This is a genomic window from Cellvibrio sp. UBA7671 (assembly GCA_002483145.1).
Classification (GTDB): domain Bacteria; phylum Pseudomonadota; class Gammaproteobacteria; order Pseudomonadales; family Cellvibrionaceae; genus Cellvibrio; species Cellvibrio fibrivorans.
Genome location: DLHJ01000002.1, coordinates 161699 through 181241 on the forward strand (window position 1 = coordinate 161699; position 19543 = coordinate 181241).

11 protein-coding genes are annotated in these 19543 nt (G+C 49.0%); 7 read left to right on the forward strand and 4 right to left on the reverse strand.

Annotation, left to right across the window (positions count from 1 at the left end):
* Positions 1 to 161 precede the first annotated feature (161 nt).
* Complete coding sequence (locus B4E62_RS01200; protein ID WP_331350745.1) at positions 162 to 1844, reverse strand: hypothetical protein; 1683 nt, start codon at positions 1842 to 1844, stop codon at positions 162 to 164.
* A gap of 238 nt (positions 1845 to 2082) precedes the next feature.
* Between B4E62_RS01200 and B4E62_RS01205 the strand changes: the two genes are divergently transcribed.
* Entirely contained in the window at positions 2083 to 2943 is an 861-nt protein-coding gene (locus B4E62_RS01205) for an HDOD domain-containing protein (RefSeq protein ID WP_331350746.1), read from the forward strand.
* A 59-nt stretch (positions 2944 to 3002) separates the two neighbouring features.
* Here B4E62_RS01205 and B4E62_RS01210 read toward each other — a convergent pair whose 3' ends face one another.
* Together B4E62_RS01210 and B4E62_RS01215 are read right to left on the reverse strand one after the other, a co-directional pair.
* On the reverse strand, positions 3003 to 4028 hold the full coding sequence (locus B4E62_RS01210) for a DUF72 domain-containing protein (protein WP_331350747.1): 1026 nt from the start codon (positions 4026 to 4028) through the stop codon (positions 3003 to 3005).
* 113 nt (positions 4029 to 4141) lie between these two features.
* Entirely contained in the window at positions 4142 to 5623 is a 1482-nt protein-coding gene (locus tag B4E62_RS01215; protein WP_310071891.1) for a tryptophan 7-halogenase, read from the reverse strand.
* Positions 5624 to 5911: 288 nt separating this feature from the next.
* Between B4E62_RS01215 and B4E62_RS01220 the strand changes: the two genes are divergently transcribed.
* The 6 genes from B4E62_RS01220 (at position 5912) to B4E62_RS01245 (ending at position 17319) form a co-directional block, all read left to right on the forward strand.
* Complete coding sequence (locus B4E62_RS01220) at positions 5912 to 6802, forward strand: AEC family transporter (protein ID WP_310071896.1); 891 nt, start codon at positions 5912 to 5914, stop codon at positions 6800 to 6802.
* A gap of 64 nt (positions 6803 to 6866) precedes the next feature.
* The gene (locus tag B4E62_RS01225) at positions 6867 to 7472 is read left to right on the forward strand and encodes an aspartyl/asparaginyl beta-hydroxylase domain-containing protein (RefSeq protein ID WP_331350748.1); all 606 of its coding nucleotides are present in this window, start codon (positions 6867 to 6869) and stop codon (positions 7470 to 7472) included.
* Entirely contained in the window at positions 7469 to 8635 is a 1167-nt protein-coding gene (locus B4E62_RS01230) for a sulfotransferase family protein (RefSeq protein WP_331350749.1), read from the forward strand. Before B4E62_RS01225 ends, B4E62_RS01230 begins: the two co-directional genes overlap by 4 nt.
* Entirely contained in the window at positions 8625 to 9107 is a 483-nt protein-coding gene (locus tag B4E62_RS01235) for a GNAT family N-acetyltransferase (RefSeq protein ID WP_310071903.1), read from the forward strand. Before B4E62_RS01230 ends, B4E62_RS01235 begins: the two co-directional genes overlap by 11 nt.
* Positions 9108 to 9409: 302 nt before the next feature.
* Complete coding sequence (locus B4E62_RS01240) at positions 9410 to 9979, forward strand: phage tail protein (RefSeq protein WP_331350750.1); 570 nt, start codon at positions 9410 to 9412, stop codon at positions 9977 to 9979.
* Between the two features lie 152 nt (positions 9980 to 10131).
* On the forward strand, positions 10132 to 17319 hold the full coding sequence (locus B4E62_RS01245; RefSeq protein WP_331350751.1) for a fibronectin type III domain-containing protein: 7188 nt from the start codon (positions 10132 to 10134) through the stop codon (positions 17317 to 17319).
* A 106-nt stretch (positions 17320 to 17425) separates the two neighbouring features.
* Here B4E62_RS01245 and fusA read toward each other — a convergent pair whose 3' ends face one another.
* Complete coding sequence (fusA, locus tag B4E62_RS01250) at positions 17426 to 19516, reverse strand: elongation factor G (RefSeq protein WP_310071909.1); 2091 nt, start codon at positions 19514 to 19516, stop codon at positions 17426 to 17428.
* Positions 19517 to 19543 lie beyond the last annotated feature (27 nt).

Here is a 19543-nt window from a genome sequence, read left to right on the forward strand (position 1 = left end):
TATTTGTGTCATTTAAATGAAGGTTTTTTGACGCCAAATGCACTTAATTTTCGTTGCCGTCTCCATGTGTGGTTTCAGCGCGATGTTTATCAAGTAAAAATAAAAAAGCACTGCCGCTTTCGCGACAGTGCTTTTTTATTTGTTCAATTTTGCCATTTAATCTACTGGAGACTGCTCCAGTCCAAACGAAGATCCCAATTGTAAAAACGAAATTCCGGCGCAAGGGGTGGTTCAGATTCATCGATGGTTTCAAACACATTGTTTGCGGTCAGCCAAGTCGCATCGCGCCCATAAATATAACTTTGGTGACGCACTATGTGGGTATAAGCCTTATTCAACTGCATAGCGCGTTCCCGCGAAGGGGAGATCAATGTGTACACATCGGCGGATTTCACTTTTTCGGTATCGACAATCCCGTTTTCGGTAAACCAGCGGCTGAGCATCTCCGGATTTTCGCGGAATTCACTGCCGCCACCGGCGCGCTGTAAGTAATGCAAAATTTCACCACCGGGTTCACTTACGCTGGGCGCATCCAGCATGCCTTTCAAGTTGATGTAGCCCCAGCCTTGCGCACCGGTGACTTTGCGTGCAAACGCAAATGTTTGGTCGATAGTGGCGCCCACTGCGGCGTGGCAGCCCATGCAAAAGAAGGTTTCTTCATGGGTTTGCGGACGCAACTTGCCATCGTGGTCTTCTATATAGCCTTGCAGCATCCAGCCAAACCCATTTTCCATTCCCAGTTCGCCGTGATCATTGAAGTTCGGCAATTGCTCCAGATTTTTTTCTTTGCGTTCACGCGCGTAGCGGCTGGCGACATCGTATTGTTCCAGTGCCCGAATTTTTTTCATGTAGCGCAGTTCTTTCATGCGCGCGGGCACAAAAATATTGCCCTGTTCATCATTACCTACGTAGCGAACTGAATGCATGAATTCGGTATTTTCCGGATATTGTTGGGGGATAACCGCTACCTGCGCTGCATCGCCCAAATATTGATCGCGTTTTACCAGTTGCACTGCTTGGCCCAAATTGCCATCGCCATCCAAATCAATGCCCAGCTCCTTTTCATCTTGCGGCGCGATACTGATGTTCGCCAGTTGTTTGATGTTTATTTCAACCAGCGATAAATTTAAAAAATACATCGCTGCATTGTATTGGCCGTTGATTTCGCGAAACTGCGCCGGTAGACGAATAACTACATCGTCTGTCGCACCGTTAGTGGGCCAGAAAGTGCCGGGGAAAGGTTTGTAATTAAACGCGATCCAGTGACTGCCGTCTTTCGCAATGCCTTGCTCATCAAAGGCGGCGGCGGCCTGGTGGAAATTTTGCAAATCAGGAATAAAGCCTTTCCAGTTGCGCGCGGTCAGATCATTTGGGAGTTGGCTGTAGTTCTCGGTATTTACATAGGTTTGAATTGAGCTATCGCTTATGCTGTTAATCCAATCCTGACGATCAACAAACAGATTCTTCCAATGGTTACTCAAGCCATCCTCAGAAAAAATATAAGCACCTTGTAAGCCTCCGTCATCCAACTCATTCATGCGAAACTCGCCTTTGCTTCGGTCATACATTTGATGGCATGTGTAGCAGGGGTTGTGGCGATTCTCAGTTTTGGTGTAGCACTGTGAGGGGATGGGCGCTTCGAGATTGGTAATGATGTCGTCAGACACCTGAACGCGCTTTTCCATGCTAACTTCCGGTAAGCGCGAGCTAGCTTGAAGGTTTTCCGGTGTGGCGTCTGCATTGGGCGAGGCTTGTGCTTGCCCGTTAAGCTGTGCATCACAGCCCGCAAGGCTGACAAAATAAAAGAGCACGAAAAGGAGGGTAGGCAGGGCTTTGGGTTGCATGTTGATTGCTCGTGTCGCTTGGTTGGCACTTAAATGGCGCTCCAGCCTAGCAAGGCTTTGTGACACTTTTCTTTCTGCAGTACTTTTTTCTGGCCCTATACAAGAGTACTTATGATCCAATAGTACCTGATTGGATGCACTTGCTGGTGCTGACTCAGCTATTACCCCAACGGGCAAATCTGCTACGCTTGGCGGCAAATACTCTCTAATTACCAATGTGTGTGCTATGGATTCCAGCGTGACAGCAGTTCAATCAGATTATTCAGTGTATCGCGGTGTGATCGGCGATCTATTAAGCGGTCAAGAGCAATTGCCGAGCCTGCCGTCTATTACGTTTGAAATCCGCAAAGCCATGGGGCAGCAAGATCTCTCCATGATGGAATTGAGCAGGCTGCTGGCCAAAGACCCCGCCTTGTCAGCGGTGTTGTTGAAATATGCATCAAGCCCCTTGGTGGGTAGCCAAACACCACCGCAAAACCTGCTCGATGTGATTCGCCTGCTGGGAATGAATCAAGTGGAGCGGATTACCATGGTGCACTCGATAAAAAGTTTGTTCTCGGTGCATTCGGTAAAACACAAACGGCTTTTCTTAGAGGCCTGGCGTCGCCTGGCATTGAAGGCGAGTGTGAGTACCTATATTGCCAAGCATATGCATTTCAAAAATGTACTGCCCGACAATGTACTGATGGCGGCACTTTTGAGTGAAGTGGGCACATTGGCTGTACTTTCAGCGTTTAGAAACAGTGACGATACCCCTGATATCCCGGCATATGTCGCGCTCTGCCGTGAATACGCGAAATCCCTCGGCGTAATTACCCTCAAGCAGTGGCAAGTGGATGAGCAGTACCTCAAGGTGGTGCAGGAGATCGGCAATTGGAAAGGCGAGAGCCCCGGCCCAGCCAATCTTAGCGATCTGATTAACCTTGGCTTGTATCACTCGCTCAAATTAACCCACACCAAAACCGATTTGCCACCCATTCAGGAATTAACGGCCTACCAAAAATTGGAAGAGCCGGAAAATTCTGTGGTCGCTGGTGGACTCACGTTTGTGATGAGCAACGTGCAAGAGATTCGCATTGTGGCGAAGAGTTTGTTTTAGGTTTCAACAATAAAAACCCGGCATCGTTGTGCCGGGCTTTTAGTTATTTCACGCTGCGTTTATGTGTTTCCACTCGGGTGATTATCCGCCCGAATCGCCCTTGCCAATTCAATCACGGAAAGCGGCGCTGACCCCTCTGCTTTATTGCTCAGCGTAACAAAAACATTTTGCCCGGCGCTTGCGGTACCGGAAATTACCCGTACCAGGGCTGCGCGCGTTTCCGGATCGGGATCCATCATTTTGTCGTAAGGCGAATAGAGTGCTTGTGCATCTTCATAACCGTAGGCGCCATGTAGTGGATTCAAATTCCAGCGGCATACCAATGGCCCTGGCCAGAGTGCGCGCAAAATCGGAAGTTGTTCAGTGATGCGCGGCATTTTGGCGTGCAGGCCCATGCAATAGGTTGCGCCGGTGTCGCGCAGTGCATCGACAAATTGTGGTGTTAACCATTGTGGATCGCGCACTTCTACTGCGACAACGCCATCAGGCGCAATGCTTTTTAAATCGGGAATGGCTTTTAATAAAGTGTGTAATCGATCGATCAATTTCGGCATTTGCCCAAGCCATGCGGTGGGTAAGGGGCTGATCTGAAATACCAATGCCCCGAGTCTGCGCCCTAAGCCTTCCAATGCCGGTTCAACAAACATCTGCACTGCCTGTTCTGCATTGAGAAAATTCGGGTTTTGTCGCATGCCGCGTCCGGATTCGTCGCGTACCAACGCATCGGTGATTAAACTCGGCGCTTTTACGACGAAGCGAAAATGCTGTCCCACCTGCGATGCATATTCTGCAAACTGGGCGACGTTTAGTGGCCGATAAAAACTGCGATCAACACTCACTGTGCGAAACAACGGGTGCTGTGCGTAAGCTGCGAGTCCGTAGCGCGACAGATTGGTTTCGGGATATTCGCCATTCCACACCAAGCCATTCCAACCCGGATAATTCCACGAAGAGGTACCCAGACGTAGATGCGCAGGCAGGCTTTGTGCGAGTTCGATCAACGCCGGATCGATAATCGCTGGCTCTACGACTTTACCGGATTTTTTCGCAGGCTTGCCGGCGTCACCAAAAAGAGGATTCTGCATAAGTAATAATGTGTCGTGAGAGTCAATTAATAGCATCAGAGTGATGGAGCTGACTAATTATGACACACACATCATTCGGAACTCACTCAACGCGAGTTCCGAATGTATACAGATTATTTTACCGAGCAATAGGCTTTGAGAAAGTCAGCATGTGAAGGTAATTTTTCAACAGCGGCGGCAATATTTGATTTTATTGAGATAAGGCCGGCAAAAATTTTCTCATCACTCATCGCGTGCGGAATGTGATGATAACTGCGCGGCTCTATTCTTTGCCCTAACATTACCTGGAGCCAGGAAGTTACTCTAAAAATATCATCGGGATGATGGTAGATTTGACCGGTTGCTTTAAACAATTCAATCTTCTCTGCAAGCGAATCGGGGATGGACATATCACGGCAGTCGCGCCAGTAAGGGGTATCGTCGCGCTCAGTCGCTTTGTAATGCAAAATAATAAAATCCCGAATCCATTCGTACTCGGCGTGAGCGAGGTCATTGTAACGTCGGATCAAATGCTCGTTGCATCCTTCAAATGGAAATAATTGCAATAACCTGATCACGCCTATTTGAATCAGGTGAATGCTGGTTGATTCCAACGGCTCAACAAATCCACCGGCCAAGCCTATCGCAACACAATTTTTGACCCATGATTGCTTGCGGCGCCCTGTGTGGAATTTCAGCAGGCGAAGTTCTGCGCGTATGTCTCCATCCAGATTTTCCAACAAGGTTTTTCTTGCATCTTCATCAGAAATATATGAACTGGAATAAACATGGCCTGTACCCTGACGATGCTGCAACGGAATCTTCCACTGCCAACCGCTGTCATGCGCAATGGCGCGCGTGTAAGGCGGGATATCGCCAGAAAATTCAGTTTGTAAAGCTACGGCGCTATCATTACGCAGCCAATGCCCCCACTTCTCGTAACCGGCCTTTAAGGTTTCCTCAATGAGTAATCCACGAAATCCTGTGCAATCGATAAAAAAATCACCTTCAATACTCGCACCTGATTCCATTACCACAGACTCAATAAAACCCGTATCCGGATGTTGCTTGACCCCAACTATTTTTCCTTCAAGGCGACGCACACCTTTTTCCTCACTAAGCTTACGCAAAAACTTTGCGTAAAGGCTTGCGTCAAAATGATAGGCATAATTCAGTTTTGGATTTTCGGTGAGCGCAAATTTATGGGCTTTAGCAGCCTGCAACTCGAAGCATAAATCGTCAATCGAACCATCATAGCCGCGAGCTTTGGCGGCCAGCCAGTAGTGATGAAAGTCCCCCAACCAGTTTGACTTCCCGAATGTGCCAAAAGGGTGGATGTACCTATCGCCCTTGCGGGCCCAGTTCTCAAAGGAAATACCCAGCTTGATGCTACCCAGGGTTGCATTTAAAAATTCCTGTTCATCAATGCCCAGAATTTTGTGGAAAGAACAAATAGTCGGGAATGTCGCTTCGCCTACACCTACCGTGCCGATTTCAGCAGACTCGATCAATGTAATATCTAATAGGGTTCCTAAATGACGTGATAAAGAAACAGCAGTGCACCAACCTGATGTTCCTCCTCCAGCAATCACTACCTTTTTTATTTTTTGAGACATACCCACCTCTGAAGTCAAAGTAAAAATCGCACAATAAATGCCACGGCTACTGGCATTAGGGACGCGTTTGTATCCGAGATGTTTTGGCTTCACAATCAAAAGGCTATAAATTTTGCCTATGGCTTGCGGAGTTAATGAGTGGTAAGAGTGAAAATGACATCGCCTGGATAGTAGTATTTCAGTTTGATGAGGCAGTTACTGAAAACAACTTGATTCTCGTACCTGCTATCGTCAATCAGCTTGTGCCGGTAATATATGCGCCTTTCATCGTAGATTTTGGATTCTCTTATGTTGAGCGAACTGCTCGCTATTCTCGCGCCTATTATGATTTCAGTCGGCGCGGGTTTTATCTGGGGTAAAACAGGCACTGAATTTCCCTCGGATTTTATCTCGCGCATTGTGATGAATATAGGCACGCCCTGTTTGATCATTAGTGTGATGGCAAAGGTCGATGTGCAGCCAGCGGTGATGGGGCAGGTCGCGCTCGCTACTGCTATCGTTATGACCGCTATGGGTTTATTTGGCTGGGCGTTATTGCGCTGGATGAAACTTGAAATTGGTACTTATCTGCCACCTTTAATTTTTCCCAACAACGGCAACATGGGTTTGCCGTTATGTTTATTTGCCTACGGTCAAACCGGTTTGGCACTCGCGCTGGGCTCGTTTATGGTGATGATGGTTGCAACCTTTACAGTGGGCCTGCTGTTAGTGACAACCAGTGAAGGCGGGATTTTTAAACGCATGGAGGCAATCGCCAAACAGCCGGTGATTTATGCAATGATCATCGCAGTCATCTTGCTCGTTACGCACACCGAATTGCCGCGTTGGATTAGCAATACACTCGACTTGCTCGGCGGCATCGCCATCCCGTTAATGACGATTGCACTGGGTGTATCACTTGCAACATTAAAAATTCATTTTTGGAAACGTAGCCTATTATTTAGCTTTCTACGTGTAGGTGGTGGGTTGTTATTCGGGTTTGTCGTGTGCGAATTAATGGGGCTGACAGGCGTCTCGCGTAATATTGTGTTATTGCAATCTGCCATGCCTATAGCAGTATTCAACTATTTACTGGCGTTGCGTTATGATCGCCATCCAGAAGAAGTAGCTGCTATGGTGTTAGTGTCCACACTAGTGGCGTTTATCGGCTTGCCGTTTTTGCTGGTTGCGATTCTGTAAATCTGTTTGTGGGTAGAGGTATTCGTCAGAAAAGGATTTCATTCAATAAATAAGAGCATTGTGAATGGAAAATCCTGTTGTTTCCTTTGTAAAACTCCCTTGCGCTATTCAACTCGGTGCACTGCAAGCGGAGGTTGAAGCACTGCTGCACATTTCCCCGCTCGTTGACGTCTGGGTTGATCACGTTAATAAAAATGATTATGCCGGTGGTTGGGATGTGTTGCCCTTACGCTGCCAGCGGCAACATCTGAATGCACATCCTGTCTTGCAAGGCTTTGCGATTGCCGATGGCGATGACTGGGAAAACTTGCCGGTGTTGGAGCAGTGCCCGGCAATCGCCTCCATTTTTAATCAGCTGCAATGCCCCATTAAAGCCGCGCGTTTAATGCGCTTAAAAGCCGGCGCAGAAATAAAACCCCATCGTGATCATGAGTTAAGCATCGAATTTGGTGAGGCGCGTTTGCATGTGCTGATTCACACCAGCGCTGCGGTGAGTTTTATCGTTGATAACAAAATAATTCCTATGCGCGCGGGCGAGCTGTGGTACTTCAATGCGGATCAGGTACATGAAGTTTATAATCGCGGTACGGAAGACAGAATTAATTTGGTAATCGATTGTGTTGCCAATGAATGGTTGTGCGAGCAAATTCGTTCGGGAGTATCGCAGTGAGTGATTTGTTTTCGGCTTACTGTGAATTGATCAGTTCGCCCGCACAATTGGAGCGCTGTCAGGAGGCTGTTTCTGTCAGTGAGTTGTTGTCTGTCATTAAAAAATTGTGGCAACAAACAACGCTCAGCGATGACCAATTACTCGCTGAATTGGCGCAACTAAACCAACTTGTTTTAGATAGCGATAAAATTCAATTGGCAGGAAATTGGTTGCCTTATCGCTATCATGCAAAAAACCGCTGCATTCATTGGTGCTTGCCTGCCGGACATGCCACTGAGCCATTTCAGGATGAAACTATTTCCCGTTATCGACAAACTGTTTTAGTTAATCAATTCATTACACCTAAAACTGCTTTGTCGTCGCTGGATGTTCAAGCGCAGGCTGTGCAGCCCATAACACCGGCAGGATTTATTTTTCATTTATCCCGTTGCGGTTCAACGCTGATTTCCGGTTGTTTGTCCGAGTTAGATACTACTTGCGTGTTTTCTGAATCCCCGGTGTTAACCGAAATCCTGCTAGATCAAACGCTCAAAGAGGCTGCCCAGCAACAACATCTGCAGCAGCTTATCAATTTACAAGCGAGTGTATTTCCTACGCGGCCAGATGTTGTTATTAAATGGAATGCCTGGGATATTTTCCGTTGGGATTTGATTCGCGCAAATTACCCGCAAGTGCCGGTGGTTTTTTTGGTGCGCCATCCGGTGGAGATTTTGGCTTCACATCATCGCTCGGCAGGGCGGCATATGATTGGTGATCCGAGCTTGGCAGATTATCATCCGGTATTTGCTGGTTGGGATGATGCAGGTACGCTGTTGGCGAAAAGAGTGCAGGTATTGCATGGATTGTTATGGGCAATGCACGATTGTTATCCTGGGCAGGGCGGACTCGTAGTTGATTACTGTCAGTTGAATGTTGACACTATAACAACACTATTTCAGTTTTTAGAAATTGCATTCGATGAGCTTGGTTTTTTTAAAATACAAGCTCGCATGCAGTTTCATTCAAAGAGTCCGGGGCAAGTGTTTTTACCTGATGCAGAAAAGAAGCAGTCTTTGTTTACGCGACAAGAGCAGGAAAAAATACAAGCACACCTTTCTTCTACTTATAATCGTTTGTTGGTGTTAACTAATAATTCGATAGGGACAGTTATAAATGCTCAATGACATTTCTTTGCCGCTGGGGTTGCACCTGCGCGAGCTGCAGCCGCAAGACCAAGCCTTTGCAGAAACCTTGTTCTTTTCTACACGTGTATTTCTCTATCAAATGCCACTGCCAAAAGCGCAAGTGGATTTGCTGATAAAGCAACAATTCATCCTGCAGCAGGCTTCTTATGGCGCTTCCTTTCCTTTGGCAGAAACATTTATTATCCATCTGTTTGCAGAACCTATTGGAAAATTAATCTTGAATAATACTTCCGATAGTCTGCATCTGATCGATATTGCTTTTTTGCCCTCCATGCGTAGCAGAGGCTATGGGTCAAGTATATTGCGTGCGCTTAAACATTTGGCTGATCAAGCGAGGCGGCCTGTGCGCCTTGCCGTTGATCAACAAAACACCCGCGCAAAAAAGCTTTACCTGAATCTTGGGTTTGCATTATCCGAATCATCTACTACACATGACATATTGTTGTGGTAGTAGAGCTTGTTTGCTCATTAATTTTGTCTCCTGTTATGGGGCGTAATAGGATGCACAACCGAATTCTTATAAACTCAAGTATGGGTATTTTGGGTGACGCAATTTGGGCATAAGAAAATACAAATCGGTGTTTTTTTGAATATCAGTCAAGATTGATTCACGTTTTTTTATTGCAAAAGCATGAGTTTTTATTGGGAGTTGTGCTGTTTTTTGATTAGCCTGATGAAAAATCAGGCGTTATTAAAAACACAAGGAGTAAATTCTGTACACATTAAGTAAACCTAAAACTAGTTAAGGAGAAAATGATGGCTGATCCATTTATGGGTGAAATTCGCATGTTTGCTGGTACTTATGCTCCGCGAGGTTGGGCATTCTGTAACGGTCAATTGTTGGCAATTTCCAGCAACTCTGCTTTGTTCTCGCTGTTGGGAACCAATTACGGTGGCGATGGTGTAACCACTTTTGCATTACCTAACTTGCAAAGCCGTAGTCCGGTAGGTACGGGTACCGGTGCAGGTTTAACTAACATCACATTGGGTCAAGTGTCAGGTACAGAGAATGTCTCCCTTACAACTGGCCAATTACCTAGCCATGCTCCAACGGTAGCTGTGAATGTGGCGATCCCGGCTGTTGCAGCGAGCACAACAGCGGTGGGAGCACCTGCTGCAAATCTCAATCTTGGGCCAGTGGCGGCTGCGGGACGGGCAGGTACTCTATACGCTGCGGATACTCCTGATGTAACACTCAAACCATTTGCCGCCGGAGTTACCGTCACGCCGGTAGGAAATAACTTGCCTGTGCCAATCCGCAACCCGTATTTGGGTATGAATTTTATTATCGCACTGGAGGGAATTTATCCTTCGCGCAATTAATTTGAATACTGAATACAAGTTGTGTAGTAACTATTGATTCGAAATACATGGGCTCGCAACGGATGCGTCCCATTTGAATAGAAAAATTTTGAATCTTGTGCCGAATATTTACAGAAAATGTAAACACCTCTAACGATTACCGGGGAAATATCATGTGGTGGATCACCTCAAACAGCGTCAAACAAATAAAAGCGGCCTACGCCAAAACACATCTCTTGAAATGGCGCTCACTGCTTTTTGGCGCTGCATTGGCAATGGTGATGCCAACCGCTTATGCCGTTACCCCAGCAGATCAAAATTTTAATGCCCAATCAGTTGGTAACAAAGGAAGCAACTCTGTCACTATCGATGGGATTATCTACAGCAACAATGACGTTGCCCAAATTCAGATAGTTAATGATGGCGATATTGCCACTGGGGCAGAATTTGCCTTGGGTTACCGGAGTTCGGGTCCAAATTCTTCAACGGTTGTGGGTTTTAAAACGAGTGATGGTGATGAGTTTAAACTCAACACTTTTGTGGTCTCTACTGGCCTTGGTGGTACTACTAATCTCACCATAAAAGGTTACCGTGATAACTCGGAAGTGATTAGCACTACGTATAATTTGGGTGGCATCTTTTTTGGTATATTTAATGTGTCCGCTAATGCCAGTTGGGAATACATTGATGAGGTTCGTATATCTGGATCAGATTTAGATATTGATATTGATGATATTGATTTCAGTCCACCAGTGATTCCAGCTCCCACCATCACCTCCGCTACTTACAACACCTCCACGGGTGCGTTAGTCGTGACTGGCACCAACTTCACGGCAACCGGCGGTGCAACCAATGATGTTGACGCTAGCGATTTTACCCTGACCGGCGAAGGTGGCAGCACTTACACCCTTACTGATACGGCCGATGTAGAGATTTCTTCTGTTACCAGTTTCACTCTGACACTCAGCGCGACTGATCGCGCGGCAGTGAACTTAATCGTCAATAAAAATGGCACCAGCTCCACTGGTGGTACTACGTATAACCTCGCTGGTGCGGCAGGTTTTATTGCAGACTCGGCGGCCACTGCTGATCTAACAGGTAACGGCATAACGGCGACTGTTGCTGCACCCACTGTTACATCAGCTACCTACGATGCCAGTACAGGCGTATTGGTCGCTACTGGTACCAACCTGAAAAAACTCACTGGCGCCACTAACGAAATTATTGCTAATAAATTCACGCTGACGGGCGAAGGTGGCAGCACTTACACTCTCACAGATACTGCCAATGTGGAGATTTCAAGCGGCACCAGTTTTACCTTGACGCTAAGCGCTACCGATAAAGCGGGCGCTAATCTGATCCTGAATAAAAATGGCACTCTCTCTACAGATATTTCTACTTACAATCTGGCTGCCGCTGAGGATTGGAATGCGGGTGCTGATGCGGGAGTCGCTATTGTTGATACAACGGGCAATGGCGTTACCGTCAGTAATGTGGCTGCACCGACCATCACCAGTGCCACCTACAATGCATCGACTGGTGCGCTGGTGGTAACGAGCACCGGATTGTTGAAATCAAATGGTGCCACCAACGACATCGTTGCCAATAAGTTCACGTTTACCGGCCAAGGTGGAAGTACTTACGCACTGACCGATACCAGCGATGTAGAAGTAACTTCCGGTACCAGCTTTACCCTGACACTCAGCTCAACCGATAAAGATGCGGTTAATCTGATTCTGAATAAAAATGGTACTAGCTCAATCGGTGGTACAACCTACAATCTTGCTGCCGCTGAAGATTGGGCTGCGGGTGCCGATTCCGCAGTTGTTGTAGCTGATTTAACAGGCAATGGCATCACGACCAGCAATGCGTTGTCAGCTCCCGATGCACCCACCATCGGTACAGCCACTGCAGGCGACGGCCAGGTATCTGTCACCTTCACAGCTCCGGGCAACAACGGTGGCTCAGCAATTACCACTTATACTGCAACAGCTAGCCCCGGCGGTGCGTTTGGTACCTGTGCCGGACCAGCAGCGTGTACTGCTACAGTAACTGGCCTGAGTAATGGAACTGCTTATACATTTACCGTTACAGCGACCAATGCAATTGGTACCAGTACCGCATCGGGTGCATCCAACTCGGCGACGCCTAAAGCTAACCAAACTATTGCCTTCGCCAACCCCGGTGCGCAGAACTTTGGTACTACGCCGACTTTGAGTGCATCAACAACGTCCGTGTTGACGGTCACTTTCAGCTCATCCACTACCGGTGTTTGTACCATCACCAGCGGTGGCGTACTGACCTTCGTGACAGCCGGTAGCTGTACTATCGATGCTGACCAAGCGGGTGACTCAGCTACCAACCCAGCCCCGACGGTATCCCAAACCTTTACTGTGAATCCGGTAGTTCCCGGTGCCCCAACGATAGGCACTGCAACCGCCGGTGATACCCAGGCGACAGTGACCTTTACCGCACCGGCCAGCACTGGCGGCGCGTCGATCCTTGCTGGTGGATACACCGTCACTGCAAGTCCCGGCGGCGCAACCGGTACTGGTTCAAGTTCGCCAATCACGGTGACCGGGCTGTCAAACGGAGTGGCTTATACCTTTACTGTGACCGCTACCAACTCGGCGGGAACGGGCGCAGCATCGGCTGCCTCCAACTCGATTATCCCGGCATCTCCGCAAACCATTACCTTTGCTAATCCAGGAACACGGAGCTTTGGTACTTCACCAACGCTGACCGCAAGTTCGTCGGCAGGTGGTGGTTATGTTGTCACTTTCACCTCATCTACCACCAGTGTTTGTACTATCACCAGTGGCGGTGTGTTGACCTTTATAACTGCAGGAACCTGTACGATCAATGCGAACCAGGCGGGCGATTCGTCTTTCCTGGCTGCACCACAGGTGAGCCAGTCTTTCACAGTTAGCCCCGTAGTTCCCGATGCTCCAACCATAGGAACTGCAATAGCCGGTGATACCCAAGCGAGTGTTGCTTTCACTGCGCCGGTGAACACGGGCGGCACCAGTATTACTGGCTACACGGTGACAGTGAGTCCGCCGGACGTTGCTCCAGTAAATGGAGCTTCTTCACCCATTGTGATAACAGGTTTGACTAATGGACAAGCCTACACCTTTACTGTGACGGCGGATAATTCAGCCGGCACCAGCCCGGCATCAGCTGCGTCCAACTCGATAACACCTGCGGCAATCCAGACCATCACTTTTGCGAATCCGGGTGCGCAAAATTTTGGTACCTCGCCAACACTTACTGCATCTACGGATGCGACTGGTTTAACGCCAACCTTCACCTCATCGACGCCTGCTGTTTGTACTATCACGACGGGCGGTGCTTTAACCTTTGTAACTGCTGGTACTTGTACTATCAACGCTGATCAGGCAGGTGATGCCAGCTATTTACCTGCCCCCCAAGTTACTAATAGCTTTACTGTGAACGCAGTGGTTCCGGGTGCTCCTACAATCGGCGCTGCCACGGCCGGTAATGCCCAGGCTACGGTCGCGTTTACTGCACCTGCGTCAAACGGTGGCTCAGTTATCACTGGTTATACCGTCACCGCCAGCCCCGGTGGTGCTACAGCATCAGGTGCGAGTTCTCCTCTTACCGTTAGCGGTCTGACCAATGGCACCAGTTATACCTTTAGTGTCACTGCAACTAACGTTATCGGTAGCGGTAGTGCTTCCGGTGCATCCAACGCAGTGACGCCGCGAGGCACGCAGACCATTAACTTCTCTTCACCCGGTAATCAGATACTGGGTACGCCTTTGACTGTGACTGCCTCGGCATCGTCCGGCCTTACACCAGTGTTCAGCTCGACAACTAACGCGGTTTGTACCGTTACTAGCGGAGGAGTGGTCACTCTGGTAGCTATAGGTACCTGTACTCTGACAGCTGATCAGGCCGGCAATGCAAGTTGGTTGGCGGCGCCATCGGTTAGCCGCTCATTTAGCGTCAACCCTGCCGTGCCGGGCGCTCCTACCGCTGCTATAGCGGTGCCGGGTGACACCAGTGCCAGCGTCAGTTTTAATGCACCGGCTAACAATGGCGGAGCGGCCATTACCAGTTATACAGTGACAGCAAGCCCGGGCGGGATCACCGCGACAGGCACTGGTTCCCCAATTAACGTAACTGGTTTGACGAACGGAACTGCCTACAGCTTCCGTGTTAGTGCCAGCAACACTGCAGGTGCAGGTGCCCAATCGGCGGTCTCCAATACAGTCACTCCTATTGGTGGGCAAACGATTAGTTTTACTGATCCGGGCGACCATCCCCTGGGTGTCGCACTAACCGTTACTGCTACTGCCTCATCTGGACTTGTACCAGTTTTTACATCATCAACATTATCGATTTGTACGGTGACACCAGAAGGTGTTGTGACTCTACTTATGGAAGGCACCTGTACACTCAATGCAGATGAAGCAGGTAACACTGCTTTTAATCCTGCGCCGACAGTTAGTCATTCATTCACCGTATTGCCGCCGCCGAACCAGCCACCCGTTATTAGCCAGGGTTCTGAGGTTAGTGTCACCATGAGTGAAGACGGCGTGCCGACCGCCTTTGCATTGATGTTGGATGCAACCGATGGTGATAGTGACCCCTTGAGTTGGACCATGAGTGGTCCAGCCCAGCAGGGTACTGCCAGTGTTTCTGCTACCGGTAACGTGAGTTATCAGCCAGCAGCGGATTATCACGGCAGCGACAGCTTTGTCGTGCAGGTAAGTGATGGTGAAGATGCAGCCAGTATTACCGTCAGTGTCACTATAGAATCCGTTAATGACCTGCCTGTCATCAGTGGCGCTCCCGCGCTTACGGTAGACCAGGATGTGGCCTATGGCTTCACTCCGACGGCGGCTGATGTAGATGCAGCTGATGTACTGACTTTCAGCATCGCCAACAAACCTACCTGGGCCAGTTTCAACACAGCAACGGGTGCCTTGACTGGTACGCCTGCGAATGCCGATGCCGGTATTTCTGGCGGTATAGTGATTAGTGTTAACGATGGCACTGTAACAGTGGCGTTGCCCGCATTTGAAATTGAAGTCATTGCGACTATTGACCCGCTGCAGCCGATTGTTACTCCACCCGCTGATCTGGAATTGAATGCAACAGCGTTATTTACGCCGGTTAGCTTGCGTCAATTGCTGGGTCTTGCCAGTGGAGCCACTCAGGCACAGATAGAGCAGGCGCTGAAAACCATGGCCAGCGATGGAGTCAGTGGCAACAGTTGCTGCACTGCAAGCTTGGAAGGGTTGGGTGTTAGCAACGTATTGCAGTTGTCCCCCGGCCGCCATGAAATCAAATGGAAGGCTACTAATGCAGTGGGCGTAACGGGAGAGGCGATTCAGGTGGTCAACATCAAACCATTGGTGTCCCTGAGCAAATCCCAGGTTGCGGTGCGCGGCAGTAATGTGGAATTCAAGGTGTTGCTGAATGGCGTATCACCGGTTTATCCATTAACTGTTCCCTATGTGATAGATGCATCGACTACAGCGACAGCGCAAGAGCACAATCTGGTGAGCGGCACTGCAACCTTCACCCAATCCGGCCAGATAGAGCTAGCAATTCCCGTTGCGCTGGCGGCGGTTACCGGTTTTAGCGACAGCCAATTGGTGGTAGTGCTTGGCGATGGCGTCAATGCCGGTGCTGCCAATCGCCATGTCATCGATCTGCGTCAGGGAAATGTGCCGCCAGTAGTCAGCATGGCTATCTCCCAGGGTGGAGTGGGTACCAGCCTGATTACTACCACTGGCGGGCCTGTGACGGTGACGGCGACGGTGACTGATGCCAATCCTGGTGATACCCATAGCTTTAACTGGTCAGCCACCAGCGGCTTGGCTGATACCGATGGCAATCCAACCAATGCAACCCGTGTATTTGATCCATCTGGTTTGAACGGCAGTAACCAGGTGCAAGTTGCAGTCAGCGATTCCGCTGGTGTCACTGTGAATGCGTCGGTTTACTTCCGTGTAGTCACTGCACTGCCGGTGTTGGATACCAACACCGACACCGATCTGGATGGTATTGGTGATAGCCTGGAAGGTACCGGCGACAGCGATGACAACGGTATACCGGATTATCTGGATAACATGCCGTCCAGCAATATTCTGCCGCAGCAAAGTAATACTACTAATGCCTATCTGATTGAGTGTGATCCGGGTGTACGTTGTGGTCTGGGCCTGTTTGCACGCAGCGGTAATTCCGGTGGTGTGCAAATACTGGATCAGGAGGTCGGTACTCTGGATGATTTGGTGATTGACCCGGCCTTTGAGCCAGTGGGTGGTGTGTTTGACTTTGCAATACGGGATTTGCCGACACCAGGCCAATCAGTGCGTGTGGTAATACCCCAACGTTCGGCAATTCCAGCCAATGCGGTTTACCGCAAATACCAGCGCGGAGCTTGGGTTACGTTTGTATCGGATGCTGATAACGCGGTGCATTCAGCGGCTGGCAACCCAGGTTATTGTCCACCACCGGGTAGCGCCGAGTGGACGCCTGGTTTAACTGCAGGCCACGTTTGTGTGCAATTGACAATTGAGGATGGTGGTCCGAATGATGATGATGGTTTGGTCAACTCTGCTGTGGTAGACCCGGGTGCAGTTAGTGAGGCCAAAGCAGTTGAGCCACCACCGTCCAAGCCACCCGTTCAAGTGAACTCCAAAGGTGGCGGTGCAGTACCTGTGCTCTGGCTGTTGCTATTGGGTTGTTTGGTAATCGCCAAGCGCGCTACACCCGCGCGCTTGGCGGCCATCGCGCTCGCTGCGTTTTCTATTAACACCCAGGCTCTTGAAAATACCTATTTTCGATTGGATGTTTTCACAGTCAATAGCAGCCAAAGTGAGGCGGATTTTACCGGCGCGCTGCAAGATGCGGGACACGAGTTCACTCTTGATAGTTATGATGACAGCCGCACCGGTTTTCAGATTGCCGCTGGCTACCACTGGAGCGAGCTGACCTATAGTGAAGTGGGGTATCTCGATCTGGGTGATGTGGAAGTCAACTTGACATTGGATGGAGATGCAGACCTGGATGCCTTTGCTGGCGACTTTGCAAAAGAGTATCCAGTTACGGCAACCGGTGTGACTTTGGTGCAGGGTTTGAGTTTCAAGACTGGCCCTGCAGTCACACTTTCAGCAGAAGCGGGTGCTTTTATCTGGAGAGGGGAAGTGGAATTGGCTAATGCTGCTTTCGTTTTGGAAGAGGGGGATGGTGTAGATCCTTTTGCGGGTTTGAAAATCGATCTTGCGCTCAGTGATACCCTGAGCCTTGGGTTAAGTGGTCGCCGGATATTCTTTGATGACCAGGATATCGATTTGTATGCTTTAAGTAGTAGTTTCCGCTTTTAGTATTGATTATCTCAAACTCTGTACTGCGGCTAAAAAGTAGAGGTTATAATAAAAAAGCCCCGCCAATTTGCACTGGCGGGGCTTTCTTTTTGCGGTTGCCTAAAACTTACTTGGCAGCTGCAGCTTTCTTTTCTTTCTCTTTGGCGATTACTGCTTCAGCTACGTTCGCAGGGCATGGAGCGTAGTGAGAGAATTCCATGGAGAACTGACCGCGACCTGAGGTCATGGTACGCAGGGTGCTGATGTAACCAAACATTTCTGAAAGGGGTACGTTAGCTTTGATGCGCACGCCAGTTACGTTAGCTTCTTGGCCAGAAATCATGCCGCGACGACGGTTCAAGTCACCGATCACATCACCTACGTGATCTTCAGGGCTGTACACATCAACTTTCATGATTGGTTCAAGCAGTTGTGGGCCTGCTTTTGGCATAGATTGACGGAAAGCGCCTTTTGCCGCGATTTCAAACGCAATTGCCGAGGAGTCAACGGCGTGGAATGCACCGTCGAACAGGTCAATTTCAACGTCCAATACCGGGAAGCCGGCCAATGGACCAGTGCCCATCATAGAGGCAAAACCTTTCTCAATTGCTGGGTAGAATTCTTTTGGAACGCTACCGCCAACGCATGAGGTTTTGAATACGAAGCCGGTGTTTGGCTCGCCCGGGTTGATGCGGTAGTCGATCTTACCGTACTGGCCAGAACCACCTGATTGCTTCTTGTGGGTGTAACTGTCTTCGATGCCGCGAGTAATGGTTTCGCGGTAGGCTACTTGTGGTTGACCAACGTTCAGCTCTACACCGTAGGTGCGCTTCATGATGTCCACTTTAATATCCAAGTGCAATTCACCCATACCTTTAAGGATGGTTTCACCTGAATCCTGATCAGTCTCAACGCGGAAGGTTGGATCTTCAGATACCAGTTTGCCGATGGCAGTAGCCATCTTCTCGATCATGCTCTTGTCTTTCGGAGTTACCGCAATAGAGATTACTGGCTCCGGGAATACCATAGGTTCAAGAGTACATTCATGTTTTGGATCACAAAGGGTGTGACCAGTTTGAACGTTCTTGAGACCTACCAATGCAATGATGTCGCCCGCCTGAGCGGTGGTCAAATCGGTACGATCGTTAGCATTCATCTCCACCATACGACCGATACGCTCGGTTTTACCGGTAAAGGAGTTAAGCAGGGTATCACCCTTGTTTAACACACCTGAGTAGATGCGGCAGAAGGTGAGGGCACCGAAGCGGTCGTCCATGATTTTGAACGCTAACGCACGGAATGGCTCATCAGCAGAAACGATAGCGTATTGGCCAGTTTCATTACCTTCAGCGTCAGTCAGTGGCTGTGGATTAACTTCAGTTGGGCTTGGCAGATAATCAACAACGGCATCAAGCAATAATTGCATACCTTTGTTTTTAAATGCAGAACCACAGAAAGTTGGGAAGAACACCAGATCGCGAGTACCTTTACGGATGCAGCGTTTGATGTCTTCAATCGAAGGCTCTTCGCCTTCCATGTACGCCATCATCAGATCGTCGTCTTGTTCTACAGCAGTTTCAACCAATTGACCGCGGTACAACTCAACATCGTCCACCATGTCAGCTGGGATTTCGACAACTTTGTAGTTTTCTGGCAAGCCAGAGTCATCCCATACATAGGCTTGACGGTTCAACAGATCAACCACACCGACGAAAGTGTCTTCGCGGCCGATTGGCAGGGTCATCAGCAATGGATGAGCGCCCAGAACTTTCTTCACCTGGTCGGTAACGCGCAGGAAGTCCGCACCGATACGGTCAAGCTTGTTTACGAAAATCAGACGGGCAACTTTAGAGTCGTTCGCATAGCGCCAGTTGGTTTCTGATTGTGGCTCTACGCCGCCAGAACCACAGAATACGCCGATACCGCCGTCCAATACTTTCAATGAACGGTAAACTTCTACGGTGAAGTCAACGTGTCCGGGGGTATCGATAACGTTGAAGCGATAACCTTTCCAGAAACAGGTAACCGCTGCCGATTGAATGGTGATACCACGCTCAGCTTCCTGAACCATGAAGTCAGTGGTGGATTCACCTTCGTGAACTTCACCGATTTTGTGGATTTTACCGGTGAGCTTGAGGATACGCTCGGTGGTAGTGGTTTTACCGGCGTCAACGTGAGCGAAGATACCGATGTTTCTGTAAAGGGATAAGTCAGCCATAGGACTCTCTTTTATAGGTTAAGCAAG

Coding starts and splice junctions, on each gene's coding strand:
- B4E62_RS01235 (WP_310071903.1), top strand. CDS start 8,625: ATGCTCAATGACATTTCTTTGCCGCTGGGGTTGCACCTGCGCGAGCTG.
- fusA (WP_310071909.1), bottom strand. CDS start 19,516: ATGGCTGACTTATCCCTTTACAGAAACATCGGTATCTTCGCTCACGTT.
- B4E62_RS01245 (WP_331350751.1), top strand. CDS start 10,132: ATGTGGTGGATCACCTCAAACAGCGTCAAACAAATAAAAGCGGCCTAC.
- B4E62_RS01200 (WP_331350745.1), bottom strand. CDS start 1,844: ATGCAACCCAAAGCCCTGCCTACCCTCCTTTTCGTGCTCTTTTATTTT.
- B4E62_RS01210 (WP_331350747.1), bottom strand. CDS start 4,028: ATGCAGAATCCTCTTTTTGGTGACGCCGGCAAGCCTGCGAAAAAATCC.
- B4E62_RS01215 (WP_310071891.1), bottom strand. CDS start 5,623: ATGTCTCAAAAAATAAAAAAGGTAGTGATTGCTGGAGGAGGAACATCA.
- B4E62_RS01240 (WP_331350750.1), top strand. CDS start 9,410: ATGATGGCTGATCCATTTATGGGTGAAATTCGCATGTTTGCTGGTACT.
- B4E62_RS01225 (WP_331350748.1), top strand. CDS start 6,867: ATGGAAAATCCTGTTGTTTCCTTTGTAAAACTCCCTTGCGCTATTCAA.
- B4E62_RS01220 (WP_310071896.1), top strand. CDS start 5,912: ATGTTGAGCGAACTGCTCGCTATTCTCGCGCCTATTATGATTTCAGTC.